Annotated in this window: 20 protein-coding genes; 11 read left to right on the forward strand and 9 right to left on the reverse strand. The window is 61.1% G+C overall.

Annotated features, from left to right (window positions below):
* Positions 1-8: 8 nt before the first annotated feature.
* The 4 genes from kdpB to M1E10_RS23460 are packed head-to-tail and all read left to right on the forward strand — an operon-like array spanning position 9 to position 6,005.
* A complete protein-coding gene (gene kdpB / locus M1E10_RS23445; RefSeq protein WP_499175184.1) occupies positions 9-2,045 on the forward strand; it encodes a potassium-transporting ATPase subunit KdpB in 2,037 nt (678 codons plus the stop codon).
* Positions 2,046-2,047: 2 nt separating this feature from the next.
* Positions 2,048-2,611, forward strand: coding sequence for a potassium-transporting ATPase subunit C (gene kdpC, locus M1E10_RS23450; protein ID WP_499175185.1), 564 nt, complete (start codon positions 2,048-2,050; stop codon positions 2,609-2,611).
* A gap of 14 nt (positions 2,612-2,625) precedes the next feature.
* The gene (locus tag M1E10_RS23455; protein ID WP_499175186.1) at positions 2,626-5,319 is read left to right on the forward strand and encodes a KdpD family sensor histidine kinase; all 2,694 of its coding nucleotides are present in this window, start codon (positions 2,626-2,628) and stop codon (positions 5,317-5,319) included.
* A complete protein-coding gene (locus tag M1E10_RS23460; RefSeq protein WP_499175187.1) occupies positions 5,316-6,005 on the forward strand; it encodes a response regulator transcription factor KdpE in 690 nt (229 codons plus the stop codon). Before M1E10_RS23455 ends, M1E10_RS23460 begins: the two co-directional genes overlap by 4 nt.
* 27 nt (positions 6,006-6,032) lie before the next feature.
* Here the strand turns inward: M1E10_RS23460 and M1E10_RS23465 are convergent, their stop codons facing one another.
* The gene (locus M1E10_RS23465) at positions 6,033-6,248 is read right to left on the reverse strand and encodes a hypothetical protein (protein ID WP_499175188.1); all 216 of its coding nucleotides are present in this window, start codon (positions 6,246-6,248) and stop codon (positions 6,033-6,035) included.
* A 150-nt stretch (positions 6,249-6,398) separates the two neighbouring features.
* On the opposite strand from M1E10_RS23465, the gene M1E10_RS23470 reads away from it, so the two are divergent.
* From M1E10_RS23470 to M1E10_RS23480, 3 genes are all read left to right on the forward strand, one after another.
* Positions 6,399-7,505, forward strand: a complete 1,107-nt coding sequence (locus M1E10_RS23470; protein ID WP_499175189.1) for a histidine kinase dimerization/phosphoacceptor domain -containing protein — start codon at positions 6,399-6,401, stop codon at positions 7,503-7,505.
* An 11-nt stretch (positions 7,506-7,516) separates the two neighbouring features.
* Positions 7,517-7,915, forward strand: coding sequence for a response regulator (locus M1E10_RS23475; RefSeq protein ID WP_499175190.1), 399 nt, complete (start codon positions 7,517-7,519; stop codon positions 7,913-7,915).
* 546 nt (positions 7,916-8,461) lie between these two features.
* On the forward strand, positions 8,462-8,752 hold the full coding sequence (locus M1E10_RS23480) for a hypothetical protein (protein WP_499175191.1): 291 nt from the start codon (positions 8,462-8,464) through the stop codon (positions 8,750-8,752).
* A gap of 14 nt (positions 8,753-8,766) precedes the next feature.
* Here M1E10_RS23480 and M1E10_RS23485 read toward each other — a convergent pair whose 3' ends face one another.
* Together M1E10_RS23485 and M1E10_RS23490 are read right to left on the reverse strand one after the other, a co-directional pair.
* The gene (locus tag M1E10_RS23485) at positions 8,767-9,507 is read right to left on the reverse strand and encodes a Crp/Fnr family transcriptional regulator (RefSeq protein WP_499175192.1); all 741 of its coding nucleotides are present in this window, start codon (positions 9,505-9,507) and stop codon (positions 8,767-8,769) included.
* Between the two features lie 132 nt (positions 9,508-9,639).
* Entirely contained in the window at positions 9,640-9,918 is a 279-nt protein-coding gene (locus tag M1E10_RS23490) for a DUF6894 family protein (RefSeq protein ID WP_499175193.1), read from the reverse strand.
* Between the two features lie 283 nt (positions 9,919-10,201).
* On the opposite strand from M1E10_RS23490, the gene M1E10_RS23495 reads away from it, so the two are divergent.
* Both M1E10_RS23495 and M1E10_RS23500 read left to right on the forward strand, forming a co-directional pair.
* Positions 10,202-10,474, forward strand: coding sequence for a DUF6894 family protein (locus M1E10_RS23495; protein ID WP_499175194.1), 273 nt, complete (start codon positions 10,202-10,204; stop codon positions 10,472-10,474).
* A gap of 129 nt (positions 10,475-10,603) precedes the next feature.
* Positions 10,604-11,329 (forward strand): Crp/Fnr family transcriptional regulator, encoded by a 726-nt coding sequence (locus M1E10_RS23500; protein ID WP_499175195.1) that lies wholly within the window; start codon positions 10,604-10,606, stop codon positions 11,327-11,329.
* Positions 11,330-11,408: 79 nt separating this feature from the next.
* Here the strand turns inward: M1E10_RS23500 and M1E10_RS23505 are convergent, their stop codons facing one another.
* The gene (locus M1E10_RS23505) at positions 11,409-11,900 is read right to left on the reverse strand and encodes a sigma-70 family RNA polymerase sigma factor (RefSeq protein WP_499175196.1); all 492 of its coding nucleotides are present in this window, start codon (positions 11,898-11,900) and stop codon (positions 11,409-11,411) included.
* A gap of 253 nt (positions 11,901-12,153) precedes the next feature.
* On the opposite strand from M1E10_RS23505, the gene M1E10_RS23510 reads away from it, so the two are divergent.
* The gene (locus tag M1E10_RS23510) at positions 12,154-12,645 is read left to right on the forward strand and encodes a DUF4142 domain-containing protein (protein ID WP_499175197.1); all 492 of its coding nucleotides are present in this window, start codon (positions 12,154-12,156) and stop codon (positions 12,643-12,645) included.
* A 903-nt stretch (positions 12,646-13,548) separates the two neighbouring features.
* Here the strand turns inward: M1E10_RS23510 and M1E10_RS23515 are convergent.
* Positions 13,549-14,385, reverse strand: coding sequence for an MBL fold metallo-hydrolase (locus tag M1E10_RS23515; RefSeq protein WP_499175198.1), 837 nt, complete (start codon positions 14,383-14,385; stop codon positions 13,549-13,551).
* 182 nt (positions 14,386-14,567) lie between these two features.
* On the opposite strand from M1E10_RS23515, the gene M1E10_RS23520 reads away from it, so the two are divergent.
* Positions 14,568-15,020: a hypothetical protein gene (locus M1E10_RS23520; RefSeq protein ID WP_499177290.1), complete on the forward strand. Its 453-nt coding sequence runs from the start codon at positions 14,568-14,570 to the stop codon at positions 15,018-15,020.
* Positions 15,021-15,065: 45 nt separating this feature from the next.
* Here M1E10_RS23520 and M1E10_RS23525 read toward each other — a convergent pair whose 3' ends face one another.
* The 4 genes from M1E10_RS23525 to M1E10_RS23540 form a co-directional block, all read right to left on the reverse strand.
* On the reverse strand, positions 15,066-16,748 hold the full coding sequence (locus M1E10_RS23525; RefSeq protein WP_499175199.1) for a methyl-accepting chemotaxis protein: 1,683 nt from the start codon (positions 16,746-16,748) through the stop codon (positions 15,066-15,068).
* Between the two features lie 233 nt (positions 16,749-16,981).
* Positions 16,982-17,851: a Csu type fimbrial protein gene (locus tag M1E10_RS23530; protein WP_499175200.1), complete on the reverse strand. Its 870-nt coding sequence runs from the start codon at positions 17,849-17,851 to the stop codon at positions 16,982-16,984.
* A gap of 83 nt (positions 17,852-17,934) precedes the next feature.
* On the reverse strand, positions 17,935-20,334 hold the full coding sequence (locus M1E10_RS23535; protein ID WP_499175201.1) for a fimbria/pilus outer membrane usher protein: 2,400 nt from the start codon (positions 20,332-20,334) through the stop codon (positions 17,935-17,937).
* Entirely contained in the window at positions 20,312-21,016 is a 705-nt protein-coding gene (locus tag M1E10_RS23540; protein WP_499175202.1) for a fimbrial biogenesis chaperone, read from the reverse strand. Before M1E10_RS23540 ends, M1E10_RS23535 begins: the two co-directional genes overlap by 23 nt.
* Positions 21,017-21,030: the final 14 nt, after the last annotated feature.

The following is a 21,030-nucleotide window of genomic DNA, read 5'->3' on the forward strand; positions in this document are numbered from 1 at the left end:
GAACCAACATGTCCAAGGACCATAAGGCTCCCAGTCTTCTCGACCCGTCGATCCTGCTTCCGGCGATCCGCGACGCGTTCGTCAAGCTCGATCCGCGCAAACTCCTGCGCAATCCGGTGATCTTCGTCACCGAAGTCGTCGCTCTCGTCGTGACGATCCTCTTCATCCGCGACCTCGCCACCAATCCGGGCGAGGCCAGTTTTTCCGGCCAGATTGCCGCCTGGCTCTGGTTCACCGTGCTCTTCGCCACCTTCGCCGAAGCCGTGGCGGAGGGTCGTGGCCGCGCCCAGGCCGACAGTCTGAAGAAGACCAAGTCCGAACTCGTCGCTCGCCGGCTCGGCGCCAACGGCCAGACGGACCCCATCCCCGCGAGCAGCCTCAAGATCGGTGATATCGTGCTTGTCGCGGCCGGCGAGTTGATCCCCGGCGACGGTGAGGTGATCGAAGGCGTCGCCTCGGTGAACGAAAGTGCGATCACCGGCGAATCCGCGCCCGTCATCCGCGAATCCGGCGGGGACCGCTCGGCCGTGACAGGCGGCACGCAGGTTCTGTCCGACGAGATCAAGATCAGGATCACCGTCCAGCCCGGCTCTTCCTTCGTCGATCGCATGATTGCGCTGATCGAGGGCGCCCAGCGGCAGAAGACCCCGAACGAGATCGCCCTGTCGATCCTGCTGTCGGGCCTCACCCTGATCTTCCTCTTCGTCTGCGTCGCGATCTGGGGCCTCGCCGGCTATTCCGGCACGGTGCTCTCGGTCACCGTGCTGGCAGCCCTGCTCGTCACGCTGATCCCGACTACGATCGGCGGGCTGCTGTCAGCCATCGGCATTGCCGGCATGGACCGCCTGGTGCGCTTCAACGTGATCGCCACCTCCGGCCGCGCCGTCGAAGCTGCTGGCGACGTCGACACGCTCCTCCTCGACAAGACAGGCACGATCACCTTCGGCAACCGCATGGCCAGCGACTTCCTTCCCGCTCCGGGCGTGACACCTGCCGAACTCGCGGAAGCCGCCCTCATTGCCTCGCTGTCCGACGAAACGCCCGAGGGGCGCTCGGTCGTGGCACTGGCGACGGGTGAATTCGGTGTGCCGATGCCAAAGGCCGAGTTCGACGCGGTCATCGGCTTCACTGCCGAAACCCGCCTGTCGGGCGTCGACATCGGTTCGCGCCGCCTGCGCAAGGGCGCCGTCGACGCGGTCCTGAAATTCGCCGGCCTCACCGAACAGGACGCGCCGGCCGAATTCCGCCGCGCCGTCGACCAGGTCGCCCGCTCCGGCGGTACGCCGCTCGGCGTTGCCGACGGAAACCGTCTGCTCGGCGTCATCCACCTCAAGGACGTCGTCAAGCCCGGCATCAAGGAACGCTTTGCAGCACTGCGCGCCATGGGCATTCGTACGGTCATGGTGACCGGCGACAACCCGGTCACGGCAGCCGCCATCGCGTCTGAAGCCGGCGTCGATGATTTCCTCGCCCAGGCGACCCCGGAGGACAAGCTCGCCTATATCCGCCGCGAACAGCAGGGCGGTCGCCTGATCGCCATGTGCGGAGACGGCACCAATGACGCCCCGGCACTCGCCCAGGCCGATGTCGGGGTCGCCATGCAGACCGGCACCCAGGCCGCCCGCGAGGCCGCCAACATGGTGGATCTCGATTCCAGCCCGACCAAGCTCATCGAGATCGTCGAGATCGGCAAGCAGCTCCTGATGACGCGCGGGTCGCTGACGACGTTTTCGATTGCCAATGACGTGGCCAAATACTTCGCGATCATCCCGGCGCTGTTCGTGGCCACCTATCCGGCCCTTGCGGCGCTCAACGTCATGGGGCTTGCCTCGCCGCAATCGGCCATCCTGTCGGCGGTCATCTTCAATGCGCTGATCATCGTGGCGCTGATCCCGCTGGCGCTCAAGGGCGTTGCCTATCGTCCGGCGGGTGCCGCTTCGCTGCTTCGTCGCAACCTGCTGGTCTACGGTCTCGGCGGGCTCGTCCTTCCCTTCGCGGGCATCAAGGTCATCGACCTTGCCGTCAGCGCCCTTCATCTGGTGTAACCATGCTCAATCAAATCAGACCCGCTCTCACCCTTGTTGTTGCCATGACCCTCCTGACGGGTCTGGCCTATCCCTTGGCCATCACCGGCATCGCCAAGGCGGTGATGCCCGGGCAGGCAAACGGCAGCCTGATCGACCGGGAAGGTACGATCATCGGCTCGACGCTCATCGGCCAGACCTTCACCTCGGACCGCTATTTCTGGCCCCGTCCTTCCGCCACCGGCCCGGAAGCCTACAATGCGGCGGCCTCGTCCGGCTCGAACCTCGGTACGACCTCGGCCAAGCTCAAGGACCGTGTCAGTGCCGATGTCGCCCGGCTGGCAGAAAGCGGCATGACACAACCCGTCCCCGCCGATGCGGTGACGACCTCCGGTTCGGGTCTCGACCCGCATGTCTCGCCCGCCTTTGCAAACGCCCAAGTCGCACGTGTTGCGCAAGCGAGAGGATTGGAGCCCGCTGCCGTCACATCGCTTGTCGTGCAGCAAACCGAAAATCCGACCTTTGGCGTTATCGGTGAAGCAAGGGTCAATGTGCTAGAGCTCAACCTGGCACTCGATGCCCTTTAAGATGTGAGACCTGGATGGCGGATGAAGACCGCAGGGACGCTAGACGTCCCGATCCCGATGCCCTGCTTGCCCTGGCGGATAAGGACCGCCGGGGCAAGCTGACCGTTTTTCTGGGGGCCGCTCCTGGCGTCGGCAAAACCTATGCAATGCTGTCGCGGGCAAAACGCCTCAAGGCGGATGGCGTAGACGTGGTTGTCGGCCTGGTCGAGACCCACGGCCGCGGCGAAACGGCCGCCCTGTTGGAAGGCCTTGAGATGTTGCCCCGGCGCAGGACTGCCCATCGCGGCCGCATGCTGGAGGAATTTGACCTCGATGCCGCGCTCGAACGGCGGCCGCGCATCGTCATCGTCGATGAGCTCGCCCATTCCAACCCCGAAGACAGCCGCCACCCGAAGCGGCACCAGGACATCGAGGAACTGACCGCCGCCGGCATCGACGTCTGGACCGCGATGAACATCCAGCACCTCGAAAGTCTTGCTGATCTTGTCGCCCAGATCACTGGGGTAACGGTGCGCGAGCGTGTGCCGGACATCGTTCTGAAGCGAGCCGACGAGGTGCTGCTGGTCGACCTCGCCCCCTCCGAACTCATCGAGCGGCTAAAGGAGGGCAAGGTCTATTTGCCCGAAAGCGCCAACCGCGCCGTGGATCGTTTTTTCCGCCTTGGCAATCTGACGGCACTGCGGGAACTCGCGCTTCGCCGTACAGCCGATCGCGTCGACGACCAGATGGTCGACTATCTCAAGCAGAATGCGATCGACGGTCCCTGGGCAACGGGCGAGCGCCTGCTGGTGTGCGTCGGCTCCGACCCGCTGTCGGAGAAGGTCGTGCGGGTGGCAAGCCGGCTCGCTTCCGGCCTCAACGCGCCCTGGCTGGTCGTCTCCATCGAACGGGCGGATCGAGAGGTCGAAACTCCGGAACGCCTGCAGCGCATGGAAACGGTCTTCAGGCTTGCCGAACAGCTTGGCGCGGAGACGCGACGCGTCATCGGCAATGACTTCGTTGAGGAAATCCTGAAGCTTGCACGGCGCGAGCACGCCACCCAGATCGTGATCGGCACGCGCAAGCGCAGCCGCTGGCAGACGCTTTTCACACGATCGCTGCCCGATGCGTTATCACGCCAGGCGTCTGGCGTCGGCATCCATATCGTAACGCCCGACACCGCCGCGGGTAACCTGCGGCAATCTTCATTCCAGTTGCCAAGGGCAACGACACTGCGCCAGTCGGCGCTGTCGGCAGTCGGTTTCGTGGCAGCGACCGCCCTGATCGGCAAGGGCATCGACGTGTTTGTCGATTTGCCGAACATCTCGCTCCTGTTTCTGCTCGCTGTGCTCGGAGCGTCCGTTTCCGGTGGTTACCTCGGGGCTTTCCTTGCCGCGATCATGTCGGGGATGGCTTATAATTTTCTCTTCATAGACCCCGTCCACACGTTCACGATCGCGGCCCCCCACGAGGTGTTCGCACTTCTGGTCTTCCTCGCTGTGGCGATGATTGCCGGTGGCTTCACCTCGCGGATCCGCGAACAGGCAGAGGTCGCGCGGGTGCGGGCAACTGCGCTGCAGTCGCTCTATGATTTCTCCCGCAAGCTCGCCAGCACGGCCAAGGGTGAGGACGCCATCTGGCTCGCGGTCTCGCAATTGCAGGCCAGCCTGAAGCGCAAGGTCGTGCTGCTTGTTCCGAGCAAGGGTGACCTCGGCGTGGCCGCCGCCTGGCCGCCGGATACCGAGCTCGACGTCACCGATATGACGGCCGCCCGTTGGACGCAGGACAAGCGCGAGCCGGCCGGCCACGGCACGGGCACGCTGCCCAACAGCCGCTTCGAGTTCCGCCCACTGCTCGGACCCCATGGTATCGTGGGGGTGTGCGGCATCGAACATGCCGGCGCGCGTCTCGACCTCAACGCCGAGCGTTCCCTGACCGCCATCCTTGATCAAACAGCAATTGCACTTGATCGGGCGCGTCTTGCCGACGAAACGGTGGAACAGGCCGCACGGCTGGAAGGCGAACGCTACCGCGAGGCCCTGTTGTCCTCGATCTCACATGACCTGCGCACACCTCTCGCGACCATCACCGGCGCGGTCACCGGTCTGCGCCAGCTCGGCAGTCGAATGACAGCGGAAAATCGCGACGATCTCTTGCAGTCGATCGAGGAGGAGAGCGGCCGCATGAGCCGCTTTGTCGCCAACCTGCTGGACATGACCCGGATCGAAGCAGGAACGCTGAAACCGAAACAGGATTGGGTGGATGTCGCCGACGTTGTTCAGTCCGCGGTCGAGCGAACCCGGAAATACGTCCCTGGCCGGATCATTGAGACAGGCATTGCGGCCGACCTTCCACTCGTTCGCGGTGACAGCGTGCTTCTGGCGCAGGTGCTGTTCAACCTCCTGGACAATGCCGTGAAATATGGCGGTGACGAGCCGATCAATGTCTACGCCCGCCGCGACGGGCAAGATGTGCTGGTTTCCGTCACCGATCACGGCAAGGGTATTCCGCCCGAGGATCTGGACCGCATCTTCGAAAAATTCTATCGCAGGGGAAAATCGGATGGCCGCGCGCCGGGGACCGGTCTCGGTCTGTCCATCGCACGTGGCTTCGTCGAGGCAATGGGTGGCAAGATCCACGCGGAGAGCCCGGCTCTTCGGAAACGCGGCACGCGTATTGTCATGCGGTTCCGGCAAGCCGAAAAGACGTCGAGAACGGAGCCGCAATGACCCAGCCACGCATCCTCGTGGTCGACGATGAGCCACAGATCCAGCGTTTTCTAAAACCGTCCTTGGCCGCAGCAGGCTACGAAGTGCTGGAAGCCGCCACGGGCGCGGAAGCCTTGAAGGCCGTTGCAACCCAGGCACCGGACCTGGTGATCCTCGACCTGGGCCTGCCCGATATGGACGGCAAGGACGTGATCGCGAGCCTTCGGCAATGGTCGGACATTCCGATTGTCATCCTGTCGGCCCGCGACCGCGAGAGCGAGAAGATCGCGGCCCTCGATCTCGGTGCCGACGACTACGTCGAGAAACCCTTCGGGATCGGAGAACTGACAGCCCGCATCCGCACCGCTCTTCGTCATCGTGGCCGTCGCGATGCCATTCCGACCGTCTTCGACATCGACGGGCTCACAATCAACCCGATCAAGCGGCTCGTCAGCCGAGACAGCGAGACGGTGCATCTGACGCCGAAGGAATATGACCTCCTTCTTCTCCTCACCCGCCATGCCGGCCGGGTCGTCACCCACCGCACCCTTTTGACGACCGTGTGGGGCCCCGCCCACGGCGACGATCTGCATTACCTCCGCGTCTTCATCGGCCAGCTGCGGCAGAAGATCGAGCGTGATCCCACTCAGCCGCGGATCGTGCGTACGGAACCCGGCGTGGGTTATCGCATGGCGGAGCAGGAATAAAGCGAGCGTCAAAAGCCCGTGCCGGTCTCACCATTCCAAGGACGACGCGGAGCGCTTAAGCGTCGCTTTATGCCTCGCGCACCAGATCGAAACCATGGCGATCCATTTGAAGTCGTCGCCGGTAATAGATGCTGTTCCGTCGCGAGTGATCTCCATCAGCTTGCGATGAGCGTGTGCCCAAGAACAGGCATTGATGTCTAAGCCGCAACGGTCCGGCGCGATCAGCCCCGTTGTACCGGGCATGTCCGTCTGCCTGATAGGATGCCGTTGAAGCCTCGTAATACCCGACCGGCATGATGCTCCTGACCGCAACGTGGGCGAATACCAGATCGCCATGGAACCGGAAGCGCAGTTGATTCATTCCGTTCGGCAACTGACCAGATGAAGCTACTGATGGACGAGATCAACAAGGTACGAGGCGCTCAGGAGGCAGGTGACCGGCTTGTCGGAGGGCACGCCTCTGAAGATCCTTTTCCTGCCGCTTTCAAGGCAACACGCATGCCTATGATCATCACCGATCCCAGGCAGGACGACAATCCGATCATCTTTTCCAATCGGGCATTCTCCGAACTAACGGGATATTCCCAACAGGAGCTCGTGGGTCAGAACTGCCGGATGCTTCAGGGCCCTGAAACGGACAGGGCGGCGGTCGCGAAGATCAGGGAGGCGGTCGAAACAGCCCATGACCTTTCCATCGACATCCTCAACTACCGCAAGGACGGCAGCACCTTCTGGAACGCACTCTTCGTCAGTCCGGTGAGGAACGATGCTGGAGAGGTTATATACTTTTTCGCATCACAGCTCGATTTCACGCACATCAAGAGCAAGGAGGCAGAACTTGCTCGTGCAAGGCATATTGCCGAGAAGGAGGTCGCCCGACGTACGAGCGATTTGAAGCAAGCGCTGGCCACCAAGACGTCTCTCGTCCATGAGGTCGATCACCGGGTCAAGAACAACCTCATGACGATCGCGTCTATCGTCAAGCTGCAGGCCCGGATGACAGAAGACGACGTCGCCAAACGGACGTTGAAATCCATTCTTAACCGGGTAGAAGCGCTCAGCACGGTGCAGAGAAAGCTGCTCAACGACGAGGACGTCGGGCATTTCGACGTTGCGGATTTCGCGAATGCTCTCGTCACGGACATAATCGGCGCCTTGAGGCGCGGCGACGTCAGGCTGACGACGGAGCTTCACGAGGTGATTGTTCCGGCGACCAAGGCCTCTCCAATAGCACTCATCGTGAACGAGCTCATTGGCGACGTGGTCCGGCGTGGCCTCGGCGAGGCCGGAGGCGACATCCACCTCGAGATCAGGCGGCTTGACGGACGCCTGTTGATCAGGGTCGCGGACAATGTCGTTTCCACTGTTGCGAACACTGAAGAAGATGCTTTCAGTCAAGCGATGCTCGATGCCTCGGCACGACAATTGAAAGCTAAGATTGAACGCCATCTTGTAGACGGCAAAACCGACGTCCGCGTGACGCTGCGCATAGAAGATTGAGAGGGCATATCTTGAGAGTGATGATTGTTGAGGACGAGGCACTTCTGGCCATGGAGCTGGAGAGTGAGATCGAGGCTGCTGGCCACGAGGTCGTGGCTCTTGCGGCTGACAGCAAGGAAGCCATGGAGGTGGCAGTCTCGCACAATCCGGACTTCGCCTTCGTGGACATCCAGTTGCTGGACGGGCCGACGGGCATCGATGTTGGACAGTTCCTGGCATCCAAAGGGGTTTTGTACGTGTTCGTCTCGGGTAATCTGAAACGCCTTCCCGACGATTTTGCGGGGGCACTGGGCGCTATCGAGAAACCCTACACGTCCAACGGTCTGCAGAACGCCTTGAATTACGTCGAAGGTGTCATGTCGGGGCAAGTGGGTTTGACTGTCCCTCCCAGCCTTGTCATGGCGGCCTGAGGTAAGGTTCATGCCAGCAAGCCTTCCTGATATCCATAAGGTGTCTGGTGCCGAACCTGCAGCTCATACTTCGTATCTTGTCCAGTCTTCGGGGGCGAACCATCGTCCTGCGCGGTTCAATCTACGGCACTCGGTTCCTTCGGCTTCTGCTTGCCCCGGGACGGTGTCTCCTTCGTCGGGCCGCTCGCGACCCGGTCTCGCCGGCGGGAAAGTGATGACGACACCACTGGTCGTCGGGCTACTGTTACCTGGCATCTCGACCTACCGCTCCGCTATTTCTCCTTAGAGAATTTGCAACACCGCCCGATCTTTGCTTGTTCAGCTTCGGTCTGTGTGGCTAGCGAACTGGATCATCTCGGCAAAGTTCCAGCAGCTCGTGTATAGAATGCGAACGATGCTTCCGAAGTGCATCTTGTGTCTCAGGAAGGGAAGCCCGCGCCTGAAATCCGCGAAAACTCTGCCGAAGAGGTACGGTTTCGTACTCAACCTGCAATGACCAGGTCGATCTGCTATCTTTCTAATGGTTGAAATAGCGGAGGGAACCTGATGTCCCTGCATCTGACATTTAACCCAAGTGTACTCGACAGCACCGGTGTGGCAACGCTCCGGGAAGCTGTCAGTCTAGCAGCAAAAGCTGCCGGGACGACCAATGAAGATGAACGCCAGCATCTGGCCAGCCTCGTCTTCTGCTTCTACAGACGTGGTCTGCTTGACCCGAGCCGTTTGGCTGAAATCGCGGTTCTCGCCTCCAATTCGCGGCTCTTCAGGAGCCGGTATTATGCCGGATCCGAAGCTTTGCACCCTGCCGGTCAGGCAACCACCGCTCGGCAGGAATAGACCGCCTGTATGGATCAGCAGCTCCCGCCGACAGGGGGTTGCAAGGCTTCCTCCATCAGCTTGCGGTAATATTCCTCCGGCTTCCCATACGCTCCGCCGGCGAACTCCTGCATTGCCTTGCGATCACGCATGGTTATCAGGCCGCGCTCGGACCTTAAGAAGCGGTTCCCTTCCAGGACATGCAGTGCCGTCGTGACGCTCGGACGACGTACGGCCAACATCATGGCAAGATATTCGTGAGTCAGGCGAAACTCACCGCCCTGAATGCGGTCGTCGCACATGAGCAGCCAACGCGCCAGGCGCTCTTCGACGCTGTGAAGAGCATTCGATGCTGCGGTGTAGGACAGTTGTACGACAAAAGCGGCGACAGAGCGCTGGATCACTGCACGGATACTCCGGCTTGTTTCCATGGCCGTCTGAAAGGCGTCGAACGTCATTCGGTGGCCATCTGCCTCCACCTGAATGACAACTTCATGAGGGCTCAACCGGACGCCCGCAGCCACATGAGCCGGCGCGTAACCCTCGAAACCGAACAGACCGGCTTCGATACGACTTCCCTCGCTGGTCACAGCGATGACCGACCCTATTCCCCTCGTCAAAAAATAGACGTGCTCCACCGGTTCACCCGGTTCGGCGAGAACCGTTCCCTTCGGCAGATCAACAGGCTCCAGATGTGGAGCGATCGTTTCGAAATCTGCAGGCGGAAATGCTGCAATCAGCTTGTTTCCCATGCGTGACTGCTGCAAGTCTGTCATGCTCGTTCCCTTCAAATAGGAAAGAGCAGAAGTTGTCCTCCTCAACACCTTCTGCTCCGCCTCTCGTAATCCTGAAGAAGAGTAGGGCGCTGGCGCCAAGCCGCAATGAAGGGTGCGAAACCGCACAGAGGCTCAGGTTTCACGCGTCACGGCATCGGCAAAGGGCACCGTCAACAGGACGTTCCCCATTTCGTCACAGATCTGGATGCTTCGCGAGGATATGTCCTGGCCTTGCAGCATCGCATTGCTCATCAGGCTGCGAGCGTCCAGGACAGCCTCCGCTCTTGCACGATCCAAATTGGGAAGGTTGGTGCCCTCAAGATCAGAGACGTGGCCGGCTTTCGTAACATGATGAAAGAAGTACCTCGGCATGCTCCCGTCACTCCAAGCGTGTTCTAGGGTATCTGGCATGCCGGAACAGCGGCCATCGTTTCTTCGAACAGATCACATAGGAGCGGCGGGCGGGACGGCTAGACCGCGTGTGCGGTCTGTACCGAACTGACGGAACAAGGATGCTTAGCCACGGCCGTCGTGCGAGCCCATAGGCCTCTCGCCGTTCACTGGCTAAGGCAAGACATCCGCCTTGTTTAAACCGCTATTGAATGCAACGAATATTCCATCGCCCGCCGTTGAAGACAGGCGCGGGCGGCTGAGAGACCGCTTTTGCTCTTGCCTGGACAGGAGCAGCTGACACATGACGCGGTATTTCTTCAATCTTCATGACGGCATTTCACTCCCCGACAGCATAGGGTCTGAGCATCCTGATCTGCTTTCTGCCCGGCGCGAAGCCGTTGAGACCATCGGCGAGCGGCTGAAGGGAAGTCTTCTGAAGACCGCAGATGTTTCATCCTGGCTGATGAACGTCACTGATGAGCATGGGTTTACCGTCATGGTCCTCTCGTTCTCCGCCGCAGTTCAGATCGTCGATCAACCTTCGCTCGCAGCGGCAAGGGCGGCCGCGGAATAGAAATGTCAAAACCGTACACAACGCCTCTGGCTCTTGGCCGATCAAGCCAGTTTGACGCATAAGCTTATCATTGCTGACGCCTCGCCACACGTCGCATGAGACCGGGCTCGTTCCCGCCGAGGCTGGAAGATGTCTGACCTTCTTCAAGAGAATACTTCAAATCTTCTTCTGCGTGCGCTCTCTCCTGAAGCTTACGCGCTTCTGCAACCTTCGATGCAGCGTGTCGAACTACCATTGAGGTTCGATCTTATCACCGCCAATGTGGCCACCGACCTCGTCTACTTCCTGGAGCGGGGTTTGGGATCGCTTGTGGCGACCAACTCGGACGACGAATCCGTCGAGGTCGGCCATATAGGCTTCGAGGGCATGACGGGCTCCCATCTTCTCCTGAAGGTAGAGAAGACGCCGAACAAGGCCTTCATGCAGGTCGAGGGGAGCGGCATCTCGGTACCAGCGGCTATGCTGTTGTCGATGGTTCAGAAGGTACCGACGGCCAACGATCTTCTTCTGAAATATGTTCATTGTTGCGACCTGCAGCTTGCGCACTCCGCTCTTGCCAATGGCCGATACAACATGCCCGAGCGCCTGGCTCGCTGGCTGCTGATGTGCCATGACCGCCTGCGGGAAGATGATCTGCAACTGACGCACGAGTTCCTCTCGCTGATGCTGGGCGTGCGTCGTTCAGGCGTCACCAACGAGATACATGTCCTCGAAGGGGTTGGTGCCATCAAGGCCACGCGGGGTAACATCAGGATAGTAAATAGACAGAAGCTGGAGGAGATCGCTGGCGGCTCCTATGGAATTCCTGAGCAGGAATACGAACGTCTTATAGGATTTCCGATCAGACGGTCTTGATCTCCCGAGGACCAGAGACATCACAGGCTGAGGCTACCTCGCGACCGGCAGTTGCTGCGCCGCATTTACGCTGAAGGGCTCATGCCAGCCTCGCAATGAGCATTGATCGCCCGCGGCTCACGCGACTTTTCAAAGTACCGATCGGGCAGCCGGACTGTTCAGCCGCAAGCTCGTAGCTCACACTGTCGATCAGGACGAGCTGGATAGCGGACCGGTAATGCAGCGGCAGAAGGTCGATCTCTCTCGCGAGTTCTTTCGCCCGCAGGGACCACTCTTGCGGAGCGCTGATGGACGGTTGTCCGGCCACGCAGTCGTCAATTCCGACGGGCTCGCGCTTGCTCCGCCCATACTTCGTGCAGAATGTGTTGCGCATGATGGTGAACAGCCAGGATTTGAGGTTGGTACCCTGCTGGAACTTGTCGAGGTTCGCGAGCGCCTTGGCGAGCGTATCCTGCACAAGGTCCTCGACGTTGCTGGGATTGGGATCAAATCGACGCGCGAACGAGCGCAGGTTCGGGACCAGCGCAACCAGCTGATGTGCCGTGCATTTCGAGATCTGTTCTTCGAGCATTGCGAGTACCTCCAGTAGCTAGATGGCTATCATTTTCCGCCACCGAATGTTCCTCGTTTCCAGGCGACGAGGCAGGTGTGTCCGGTGCCGTACCAGGGCTTGAAGCTCGTGGTGCCGCTTGCTGACACCCTCTCGCAAGCGACGGCTATCAGCGGGCTGTCTGCTACATGACAGAAATCGGTTCATGGCGAAGACACGGGAACCCGCTTCTTCGAAGCTGGTTCGAGCCGCGGCGGGCAAGGAGAGAAAGCCAATGAACAGACGTCATCTCTTGATCGGCACGGCAGCCACGGCGGCAGTGCTTCCTTTCACAAGCTCTGCTTTCGGCCAGGGTGCTGCGTTAGATCGGGCGAAGATGCCCGCCCTCATGGGCGGCGATTTCGCCACCGCAACAAGCCAGCTTGCTCTGCAGAAGGCGGAGCATCGGGCCGTGAAGACATTCGCGGAACTCGAGATTGCCGAGCAGGCAGCCGTCGCCGAAGCTTTCGGCTCCCGTCCGGGCGCCGCGGGCATCAGCCAGAAACATGCGGCAATGCTGGAAAAGCTCGAGGCTGCAGAAGGGGCTGAGTTCGATGCGATGTACATCGACGGACAGATTGACGGTCATGAGGAGCTCCTGGCAATCCACAAGAAGTACGCGCGCAATGGCGATGACCCGATGGCCCGCGGGGCTTCGATTGTCGGCGTGACAGGGATCCAGAGCCACCTCGCGATGCTGAAGGGCATCCGGAGCATGATCGGGTAGACCAGCCCGCCCTTCCTTGGCCAGTCACACAGATAGCGGGCGCGGATCGACATGCGCCCGCTATCCCCGCCGTAGTCCAGCGAACTTTCCTCAGCAAGCCGGCCCGATCCTTCCTATTTCAACGAGCTTGCTCCCTCTCTCGCTGCACGACGGCAGGCCACCTAGTAGGCAAGCTCTCAGGAAACGGACTCCTCCAGCTCGCCACGCAGGATCGAACCTGTGCGGCGTCGCGGTTGCATCAACCGACACGCCCCAGGCGCTGCCACCACGCTTTCCGGGCCTCTTCCGTATGCATTCTCGCCTCCTGTGGATGGCTCACCAGTCCAGGGCCCGCGCCGCATCATCGGCAATACGCCAGCCAGAACCGCAGCGGCGATCACGACGACGGCAAGAAGCGGCAGATAAGCGGGAAGGCTCGGCCTGCGTTCGCCTATGATTTCAGGCGGGCCCCTCCTCTGCTTTGCGTTTCTGTGGCGGGGGCGATCCGTCGTCGGGTGTGAGCGGGGCGCCGCCAGCTCCGGAGTCGGTCTCGAGCGGCGCCATGGCCGGGTCGACGCCCGGCCTTCTGTCAGCACTAAGTCCTCGCTGGAGGTCGCCTCTGATTTGCGCCGGGTTGGGGGCCGGATCGTGTGATCTGCTTGGCATGGCTTCAGTCTCCTTTGGCAATGCCAACCGGCAGAATGGGGCTGGTGTTCCTGCCAGTCATCCATGCGGTATGGTAGGTACAGGAGCGTACGGTCGGCTGCGAACACTCAACTCCAGGAACTTTCGCAGTCGTGGCAGCATCGCGAACGGTCCCGGGCGACGTTGTCCTTAGCGCCCTCGTCCACGAGTGTCCCGCCGGAGCAGTCGGACAACGGAGAGATCGGCGACTTGATACCAGAGCTCCACGCGCCGCAGTGTTCAGCGCAGGTGCTCGGGGACGGCGATGTCGAAAAAGTTGTCGGAGAGCTTGTTCAATGCCGCAAGCATTTCCGCGCCGGCGGCCGGTCGTCCGTGACCGGTCACGACAAGTCTTGGTCCAAGGGCGGCAAGCTTTGAGACCGATGCTCCCGCGGCTTCCCAGTCAGGCGTGAAATACCGGGGTGGACCATGCATTTCGAGCCGTTGAAGGGCTACCTCATACGCCGACTCCTGCCCGGTGGTGATGAACGCATCGCCCGCGATCAGAGACCTGTCGCTGGCTCGCCACAGCGACACATGGCCAGGAGTGTGGCCGGGCGTATGGATCCAGACCCAGCCCGGCATCGGCGGAATGCTGCCGCCTTCAGGTAACGCGACGATACGATCAGCGACGTTGACGGGCGACCGGGGAAACAGAGGCGCCAGTTTTGGCATGACGCCTCCACCGGCTGCTGTATCCGGCGCCGAATAGCTCCGTGTGCCATCCAAGTACGGCAATTCTTCGGGATGCGCATAAACTGGCACGTCCCAGTCAGCGCTGAGTTCCTCCAGCGCTCCCACGTGGTCGAAATGACCATGGGTTTGGACGATTGCGCGTGGCCGCGAGGAAGATCCAAAGCGTATTTCTGCCGCTCTGGTGATGCTGGCCTTCGATCCCGCCACGCCAGTGTCAATCAGCACCCATTCTCGATCACCAGCACCTTGGGGGCCTACGAGGATGACGTTGACCAGTACCGCCCGGAGATAGGCAATGTCCGGTGCGACCTCATGCAGCCCACCGCCTAGATCCAGGTGAGGGGCAGTCGCTTCTTGGGGCAGCTTGATTTGAAGAGCCATGGAGAATTCCTGCTGATGCTGGAGCGGGTCTCTGTAACCGGCATCGAGACCGCGGGTTCCACGCCCCATTTCAGCCGGGCGACAGCAAGCAGAAAAAAATGCATCCGCGGTGGAATGCTACTCCGGAACGATGCCTGTGAAGCCTTGTTCTATCCGGACGCAACATGGGAGATTGCAAGATGATCGACAACGCTGACAACTCGGCCACGAACGTGACAGTGAGCAGCGAAAGTCCCACCACCTTTGGACGATCGGTCGAGAGCCAGGCGCAGCTTTCGGATGCCGCAAAACTCGCCCACGGCACGGAGCCCGGCGAGCCGCTGAACATCTACCGGCTGGTTCCTGTGGCGCAACACAATGATGCTCGATGGCACGATGCACCCGAAATCGGCGAGTTTCTGGTCGCTGCCAGGACGCCCGGCGATGCTCGCATCGTGGCGGCAGGTGCCGAATTCGACTTTACGGAGGTCCGGGCGCTACCGGGGGAAGACGTCACCAGCAGGCACGGCAGTATCTACCGGGATGAAAAGGCCTACACCGTCATAGAAGTGGAGCGGGGAAGACAGGATCTGACCCGCGGCCCTTTGGATCGCCCGCCGCGCAGTGACGCGATCGTGCCGGTCCAGCGCGAATGACATTCGTCGGCTGCCGCAATTGAACCTTCGGTCAGGAAGGATGCCTCACGCAACACGCCTGAGGCCTGCACCTGAATAGCGTGCAGCACCTTCAGCCTTCGTACGGAAGGTTGCCATCTGCTCTCTCAGTAGCGCAGCTTGCTGGGCCAGGGCGGCACTTGCAGCAGTAGCCTCCTCGGCCATAGCCGCATTCTGCTGCGTCGCCTGGTCCATGGAGTTGACGGCGACGCTGATCTGCTTGACCCCCGCCGATTGCTCCCTGGCTGCATCGGCGATGGCGCTGATGTTGGAGTCGACGCTGGCGATCTGGTTCAGGATCTGGTTCAAGGCGGTGCCGGTCTGGCCAACCAGATCCACACCGTCACCCACCAAGCGGTTGGAGGTCGAGATCAGGCTGTTGATCTCCTTCGCAGCCGCAGCCGACCTTTGCGCCAACTCGCGCACTTCCTGCGCGACGACAGCAAATCCCTTGCCTGCTTCGCCAGCCCGGGCGGCCTCGATACCGGCATTCAGTGCCAGCAGGTTTGTCTGGAACGCGATCGTGTCGATGATGCCCAGGATGCCTGCGATCTGTTGCGAGGATTTCTCGATCTCACCCATGGCTGCCACAGCCTTTGCGACGACAGCTCCCGATGCCTCTGCGCTGGCCTTCGTTGAAGCTGTGAGAACACCGGCTTCCTGAGCGCTGTCACGGGTACTGGTGATCGTGGTCGTGATCTGTTCGAGGGCCGCGGCAGTTTCCTCGAGAGAAGCCGCTTGCTGCTCTGTCCGCTTTGAAAAGCTGGCACTTGCGCCACTGGTTTCGGTGGATGCATCGGCAATGACATTCGCACTCTCACCGATGGTCGCCATGGTGGAATTCAGGCGCGCCATCGACCGATTGAAGTTCAGCCTGAGCTCTTCCATCGATGGAACGAAAGGCTGTTCAAGGGCCACTGTCAGGTCGCCATCCGAGAGAGCTGAGAGACCGACGTTCACCTCGTTGATGGCACTCATCCGCTCCGTCACGTCGGTTGCAAACTTCACCACCTTGGTCACGCGGCCGGAGGAATCGATGATGGGATTGTAGGCCGCCTGGATCCAGACCTCGCGCCCACTCTTGGCGATGCGAACGAACTCGCTCGAAATGAACTCACCTTGATCAAGCCGCTCCCAGAAAACTCTGTACTCCTGCGTACTGATGTAGTCGCTTCGGCAGAACATGCGGTGATGCTTGCCGATAATTTCGTCTTGTGAATAGCCCATCGTCCGGCAGAAGTTTTCGTTGGCAGCGATGACTTCGCCGGCGGGCGTAAATTCAATGACCGCCTGAGAGCGCGAGATCGCTTCCAGCTTGCAGGCGTCTTCGATCGCTTGCGTCTTGGCAGAGGTGACATCAGCAGCAATTTTAAGGATCTTGTAGGGCCTGCCGTTGCGGAAGACCGGATTGTAGGAAGCCTGGATCCAGACCTCGCGTCCGCCCTTTGCGAAACGTCTGTAACTCCCGGCGTCGAAGGTCCCGGCGCCCAGACGTGACCAGAAGGTTGCATATTCTGGGGATGCGACCTGACTTGAGTTACAGAATATCTTGTGATGCCGACCGACGATCTCCGAAAGATTGTACCCGAGTGCCTGGCAAAAGTTCTCGTTTGCCGTGAGGATGATGCCTTCAAGATCGAACTCGATGAGGGCTTGCGAGGTCGAAAGCGCCCGCATCATCGCCACTGCGTCAGTTTGCCTACCAAGCATCATCACTCAACCTTTCAAGGGACCAGGTCCCGACCTTCCATCAACACGATTAACCGATTACTTTAGTTAAACAGTGAATTCTAATAGATGATTGATTGACGTTCGAAGACCGTTCGCTGGCAGCGGCCGAGACAGTCCTTTTCCATCGTCGACGGTCTCCATGAACGGCGCGATTGCAGCAGGGAGTTTTGAGGCAAATACGCCGCAAGATGGGATGCTCCTGCCTCGCAGAGCTAATAGGTGACCGTGACGACAACGGTATCGGTGTAGGTGCCGGCGGGCGGTGTCGTCTGCGCCGGAACCCGCCCGTAAACCGTGAGGTTCTGAATGATGCCGCTTCCCGTACCGGCGGCCAGCAGCCCGGTGGCGCTGCCCCAGGGTTGGCTTCTCGCGGAATCGCGGAACAGACCATAGGTGATGGCGTGGGTGCCGTTGGTCATCTTGCGCTCCGCCGGCGCTGCATTGGTGAGCCCGCCGTTGAGGCTGATGGCAAACGGCAGTCCGGATGTACAACTGACGGCAAGCTGACTTGCCGCATCGATCCGGTTCTTCAGGAGGCCATGGCGGCCGAAGTCAAGGTTCTGTGCCGAGACACTGCAAGTCCGATCAACGAAGCTCTGGATGGCAAAGCTGGGCGAACTGGGGTTTTGCGTGAGCGAACTGCAGGACGGTGGGATGAGGGTGTACGTACCCCAATTGACGCGCACGTCGCCGCCCGTGAAGGTCGAGGAGTACGCACCGCCAGGCACTGTCTGCTGGTTGGGCAGGATGCGAGCATGAATGGTGCGGCTCGCCGTGAATGTCGAGAGCGGCAGGAGAGCGAAGTCGAAGGTATGGGGAGCCCCCAGCGAGGGTAGGTTCGCTGCGCCCCAGGAGGTGGTGCGGGAGGCATCCTGGTAGAGCTGGTACTGCAGACGGTTTGCGCCATTGGCCATGGTCCTGACGGGCGCGGACATGCCGCCGCTTCCGGCCCCCAGATGAACGCAGAGCCGAACGCTGAGGCTGAGACCGAGAAGATTGCGGCAGTTGACGTTGACGGACCCGGAGCTGTTAACCCCCGAGCCGCCCAGCAAATTGACGGTGCCGAAGCTGATGTTGGACATGCTGACGTCACAAGCCTGTCCAAGCGCAGGGGTCCCCGCGAGAGCGGCTGATACTGCCGCAAGAGCGCCGATAGCTTGCCTGTTCATCCACCGTCCTCTGTGCATGTCGTCTCCATGATCCTGTCCCTGTCCTCGATCTCGTCCAGGTCGATTTCAAAGGAACAGCCGCTTGCGCTGCCCGGATTGACGGTGAAGCGAGTGCGTCCGCTGATGCCGGCGAGATAGGACTGACCGTCATAGCCGACCAGGAACGTCTCATCGGCTTGGTCGGCCGCAATCACCGAACCCGGCTCGACGAAGGTTCCATCCGGCCGACGCAGCGAGATGGTTAAGGGTCGTTCGTGCACTTTCACGGCAAATCCCACGGTCACGCCGCTCTTGTGATGCGGCACAGTAGTCTTGGTCAGCGTCTCCAAGGTCGCATGCATGGGAAGTGCTGCGGGGTCGATGCTGATCCGATTCGTCTCATAAGCCCGAAGGTCCGGCACCAGCATCCTGCCGTGGCGATTGGTCTTGCCGATCGGCCGGTTCTCGAAATGAATTTCCACATTTGGTGCGCCCGCGTCGACGATGGCAAAAGCATCCTCGACGCGATCACTGAGGAACACGTCGCCGCCGGCTACGATCAGCGCGCCATCAACCTGGCCACGGACGCTCATCATGTCCTGGCCCTGTTCCACATGCGCCTCCACGCGTCCTGCCGAACCGTTATAGACCGCCCCTGCTCCGCGACTGCGGCGGCTGCCCTCCGAATCGCTCACGCGCCATTCCAGATCGCCGTGCTTGAAGGCCCGCCGGCCGGATGCTTCGGAAATGAAGCTTGTTCCGTCGCCGTCATGCTGGATACCGGAAGATACCGCGCCGTTGTTGCCAAAGGTCCAGCTTATCCCGGCAAAAATGCCGAAGGCGTCACTTCGGCCGAGGTCCGCATATGCCGTGACAAAGGCATTGCCGCGGTCGCCGATCGGCCTGCTCGCTGTGGCGCCGACGATCCGCGAATGCTCATGCGAACTCGTCTCCAGATGCGTGAAATTGAGGTTCAGGACAGTCTGATCGAAGGAGAGCGGAATGGACACGCCAACCTGATCGAGCGCCCGTGGCGGAGCGCCGCTGCGATTGCGGGGAATGCTGCCGGTCACGGTCAGATCGGCGGTGACGGAGGCGATGTCGGCATAGTCGCCGAAAGTACGCTGGGTACTTGCGTGCCACTGCAGGCCCCAGATTTCCGTCTCCAGGCTTGCGGATGCGAGATAGCCGCTGCCCTGATGGCTGCTTGCTGCTCCAGAAAGCGTTCCGATGCCCCAGTTGCCGAGTGCCATCGTCGTTCCAAGACCCGCATTCCAGAAACCGGCACCGGCCTCTGCATGTCCTTCCAGCGTGAACCAGTCCGTGACGCCGTAGCGCGCTGTCGCGCTTCCCAGCAGCCGCTCGTCATAGGAAAAGGACTCCGCCCCGTAGAGGCGGCGGGCGAAACCTGCCTCGGCGGAATAGTCGAAGAAGCCTTCGGCAAGAAGGTCGGAAGAGGTAAAAAACGGTGTTTCGCTCACGGTCTCGCGGCCAAGGGCGTCACGAACGACAAGCCTCGCCGTCGCGTTTCCGGTGAAGACGGGGACGTCGGATATGGAGAAGGGTCCGGCGTCAACCTCCTGCGACAACCGGCGGGTGTTGTCGACATAGACCTCGACGGTTGATGGGACGGCGGCACTGCCGGACAGTTCCGGCAATGGCATCGTCACCAGATCAGGCCGCAGGCCGAAGTTCCGCTGGATCTGGACACCCCCGAGACGAACAGGCCGGGTCCAGCCCAGCCCGCCGGTGATGACGTCGCCCGCGTGATAGCTGATCATGCTGCCCGGATCGCTGTACCGCCACGTCGTGTCCAGCCGGGCTGTGGAGTAAAGTTCGTTCGGCGAGACCGTCAGAAGCTGAGAGGAGGTTAATAGGCCGAGAGGTCCGAAAAGCCGCCCTTCAAACGAGCCCGACATGCCGCTGAACGACCAGGGGTCACCGAGATCCTCGGCGGAGGTGGAGGCATAGAGCGTATAATTCACCAAGCCGCCGAAGCTGCTTTCTGGATCCGCTGGCTCTTCGTCGCCTGCAAGAGCCTCGCCGCCCAGTTCTTGAGGGGCAAGTGCTGCAAGTTCCGTGATGAAGGCCACCGTCTGCAAGGCCTCGTCGAACTGGTAAGTGACGCCTGGCAGCAGGGCGATGTCGATCCGCCCGTCAGGGAGGGTCGCTTCCGGTGCGGGCTCCAAGCCACAATTGTGCAGTTGCTCTGCCTCGATCGTCAGGCGGCCGTCACCGGTCTCGTGGAAGGCCGCGATGAAGCCGCTTGGTGTGCCGTTGACGATGACCTCAAGCTGCAGGTCGCGACTGCCAGACGTGGTCCCGTCTGCTGCTGCCCGTGCGCCGCTGCTGGCGCTTGTCAGCAGGAGGCAGGCCGTCAGAAGAAGTCGCGCACTATTTAAGGGCAACCTTGGCATCGAACCCGCCGCCCTCGTTCTGGCCAGTGACGGTGACGGAGCCATTACCGATCTTCTCGCCCGGCACGAACCAGCTTACGCTGGATCCTCCAAGTACATAGCCGACCAGACCGCCACGCCGGGCAAAGGTTTGGTTCCCGGACTTCAGTGCAAGGTCCGAGACCTTCAGTCGGCGATCACCTCTGTTGATCACCGTCAGTTCATAGCCTCCGGAGGCTCGCCTCACCCTCCATTCCAGCTTGGGATCGCTGGCGGTATCTTCCGAGAAGAAGACGGGGATAGAGTGCCTCACGACCATTACCACCGTGGCGGCCTGGCGACCGGCGCTTGGCAACTCATCCACTACCAGCCGATAGGACTCCTCTCCCCGCACCGGTTGCTTGCCCGTTCGGACGATGCGAACAAGGTTTTCGCCGCCGGCCTTCAGGGTCGTGATCGGCGGGCTTGCCACTACCTGCTCCGCCGGGACGAGAACGTCTTGCCCGTTTTCCTGGCGCCAGCGGAACACGCGGACCTGGACGTTGATCGGCTTGGCTGCGTCGTTCCAGAGGCGGATGTGCGAGGTTGCCGTCGGGGCAGAGAGATCGATGATGACGGGAGCAACGCGCAGCGATGCGGCGGAGCCGGAACTGGGGCCGCATAGAGAGACCGCAACGACCGCAGCGGCGATGATGATGCGCATGAGGATCAATACCG

It is taken from the genome of Rhizobium sp. PK7-22 (genome assembly GCF_056530405.1).

Excerpts from the sequence above, each read along its gene's own strand:
- kdpB (WP_499175184.1), top strand. The coding sequence starts at position 9 with ATGTCCAAGGACCATAAGGCTCCCAGTCTTCTCGACCCGTCGATCCTG.
- kdpC (WP_499175185.1), top strand. The coding sequence starts at position 2,048 with ATGCTCAATCAAATCAGACCCGCTCTCACCCTTGTTGTTGCCATGACC.
- M1E10_RS23455 (WP_499175186.1), top strand. The coding sequence starts at position 2,626 with ATGGCGGATGAAGACCGCAGGGACGCTAGACGTCCCGATCCCGATGCC.
- M1E10_RS23460 (WP_499175187.1), top strand. The coding sequence starts at position 5,316 with ATGACCCAGCCACGCATCCTCGTGGTCGACGATGAGCCACAGATCCAG.
- M1E10_RS23465 (WP_499175188.1), bottom strand. The coding sequence starts at position 6,248 with ATGCCCGGTACAACGGGGCTGATCGCGCCGGACCGTTGCGGCTTAGAC.
- M1E10_RS23470 (WP_499175189.1), top strand. The coding sequence starts at position 6,399 with ATGGACGAGATCAACAAGGTACGAGGCGCTCAGGAGGCAGGTGACCGG.
- M1E10_RS23480 (WP_499175191.1), top strand. The coding sequence starts at position 8,462 with ATGTCCCTGCATCTGACATTTAACCCAAGTGTACTCGACAGCACCGGT.
- M1E10_RS23485 (WP_499175192.1), bottom strand. The coding sequence starts at position 9,507 with ATGACAGACTTGCAGCAGTCACGCATGGGAAACAAGCTGATTGCAGCA.
- M1E10_RS23490 (WP_499175193.1), bottom strand. The coding sequence starts at position 9,918 with ATGCCAGATACCCTAGAACACGCTTGGAGTGACGGGAGCATGCCGAGG.
- M1E10_RS23495 (WP_499175194.1), top strand. The coding sequence starts at position 10,202 with ATGACGCGGTATTTCTTCAATCTTCATGACGGCATTTCACTCCCCGAC.
- M1E10_RS23500 (WP_499175195.1), top strand. The coding sequence starts at position 10,604 with ATGTCTGACCTTCTTCAAGAGAATACTTCAAATCTTCTTCTGCGTGCG.
- M1E10_RS23505 (WP_499175196.1), bottom strand. The coding sequence starts at position 11,900 with ATGCTCGAAGAACAGATCTCGAAATGCACGGCACATCAGCTGGTTGCG.
- M1E10_RS23510 (WP_499175197.1), top strand. The coding sequence starts at position 12,154 with ATGAACAGACGTCATCTCTTGATCGGCACGGCAGCCACGGCGGCAGTG.
- M1E10_RS23515 (WP_499175198.1), bottom strand. The coding sequence starts at position 14,385 with ATGGCTCTTCAAATCAAGCTGCCCCAAGAAGCGACTGCCCCTCACCTG.
- M1E10_RS23525 (WP_499175199.1), bottom strand. The coding sequence starts at position 16,748 with ATGCTTGGTAGGCAAACTGACGCAGTGGCGATGATGCGGGCGCTTTCG.
- M1E10_RS23530 (WP_499175200.1), bottom strand. The coding sequence starts at position 17,851 with ATGTCCAACATCAGCTTCGGCACCGTCAATTTGCTGGGCGGCTCGGGG.
- M1E10_RS23535 (WP_499175201.1), bottom strand. The coding sequence starts at position 20,334 with ATGCCAAGGTTGCCCTTAAATAGTGCGCGACTTCTTCTGACGGCCTGC.
- M1E10_RS23540 (WP_499175202.1), bottom strand. The coding sequence starts at position 21,016 with ATGCGCATCATCATCGCCGCTGCGGTCGTTGCGGTCTCTCTATGCGGC.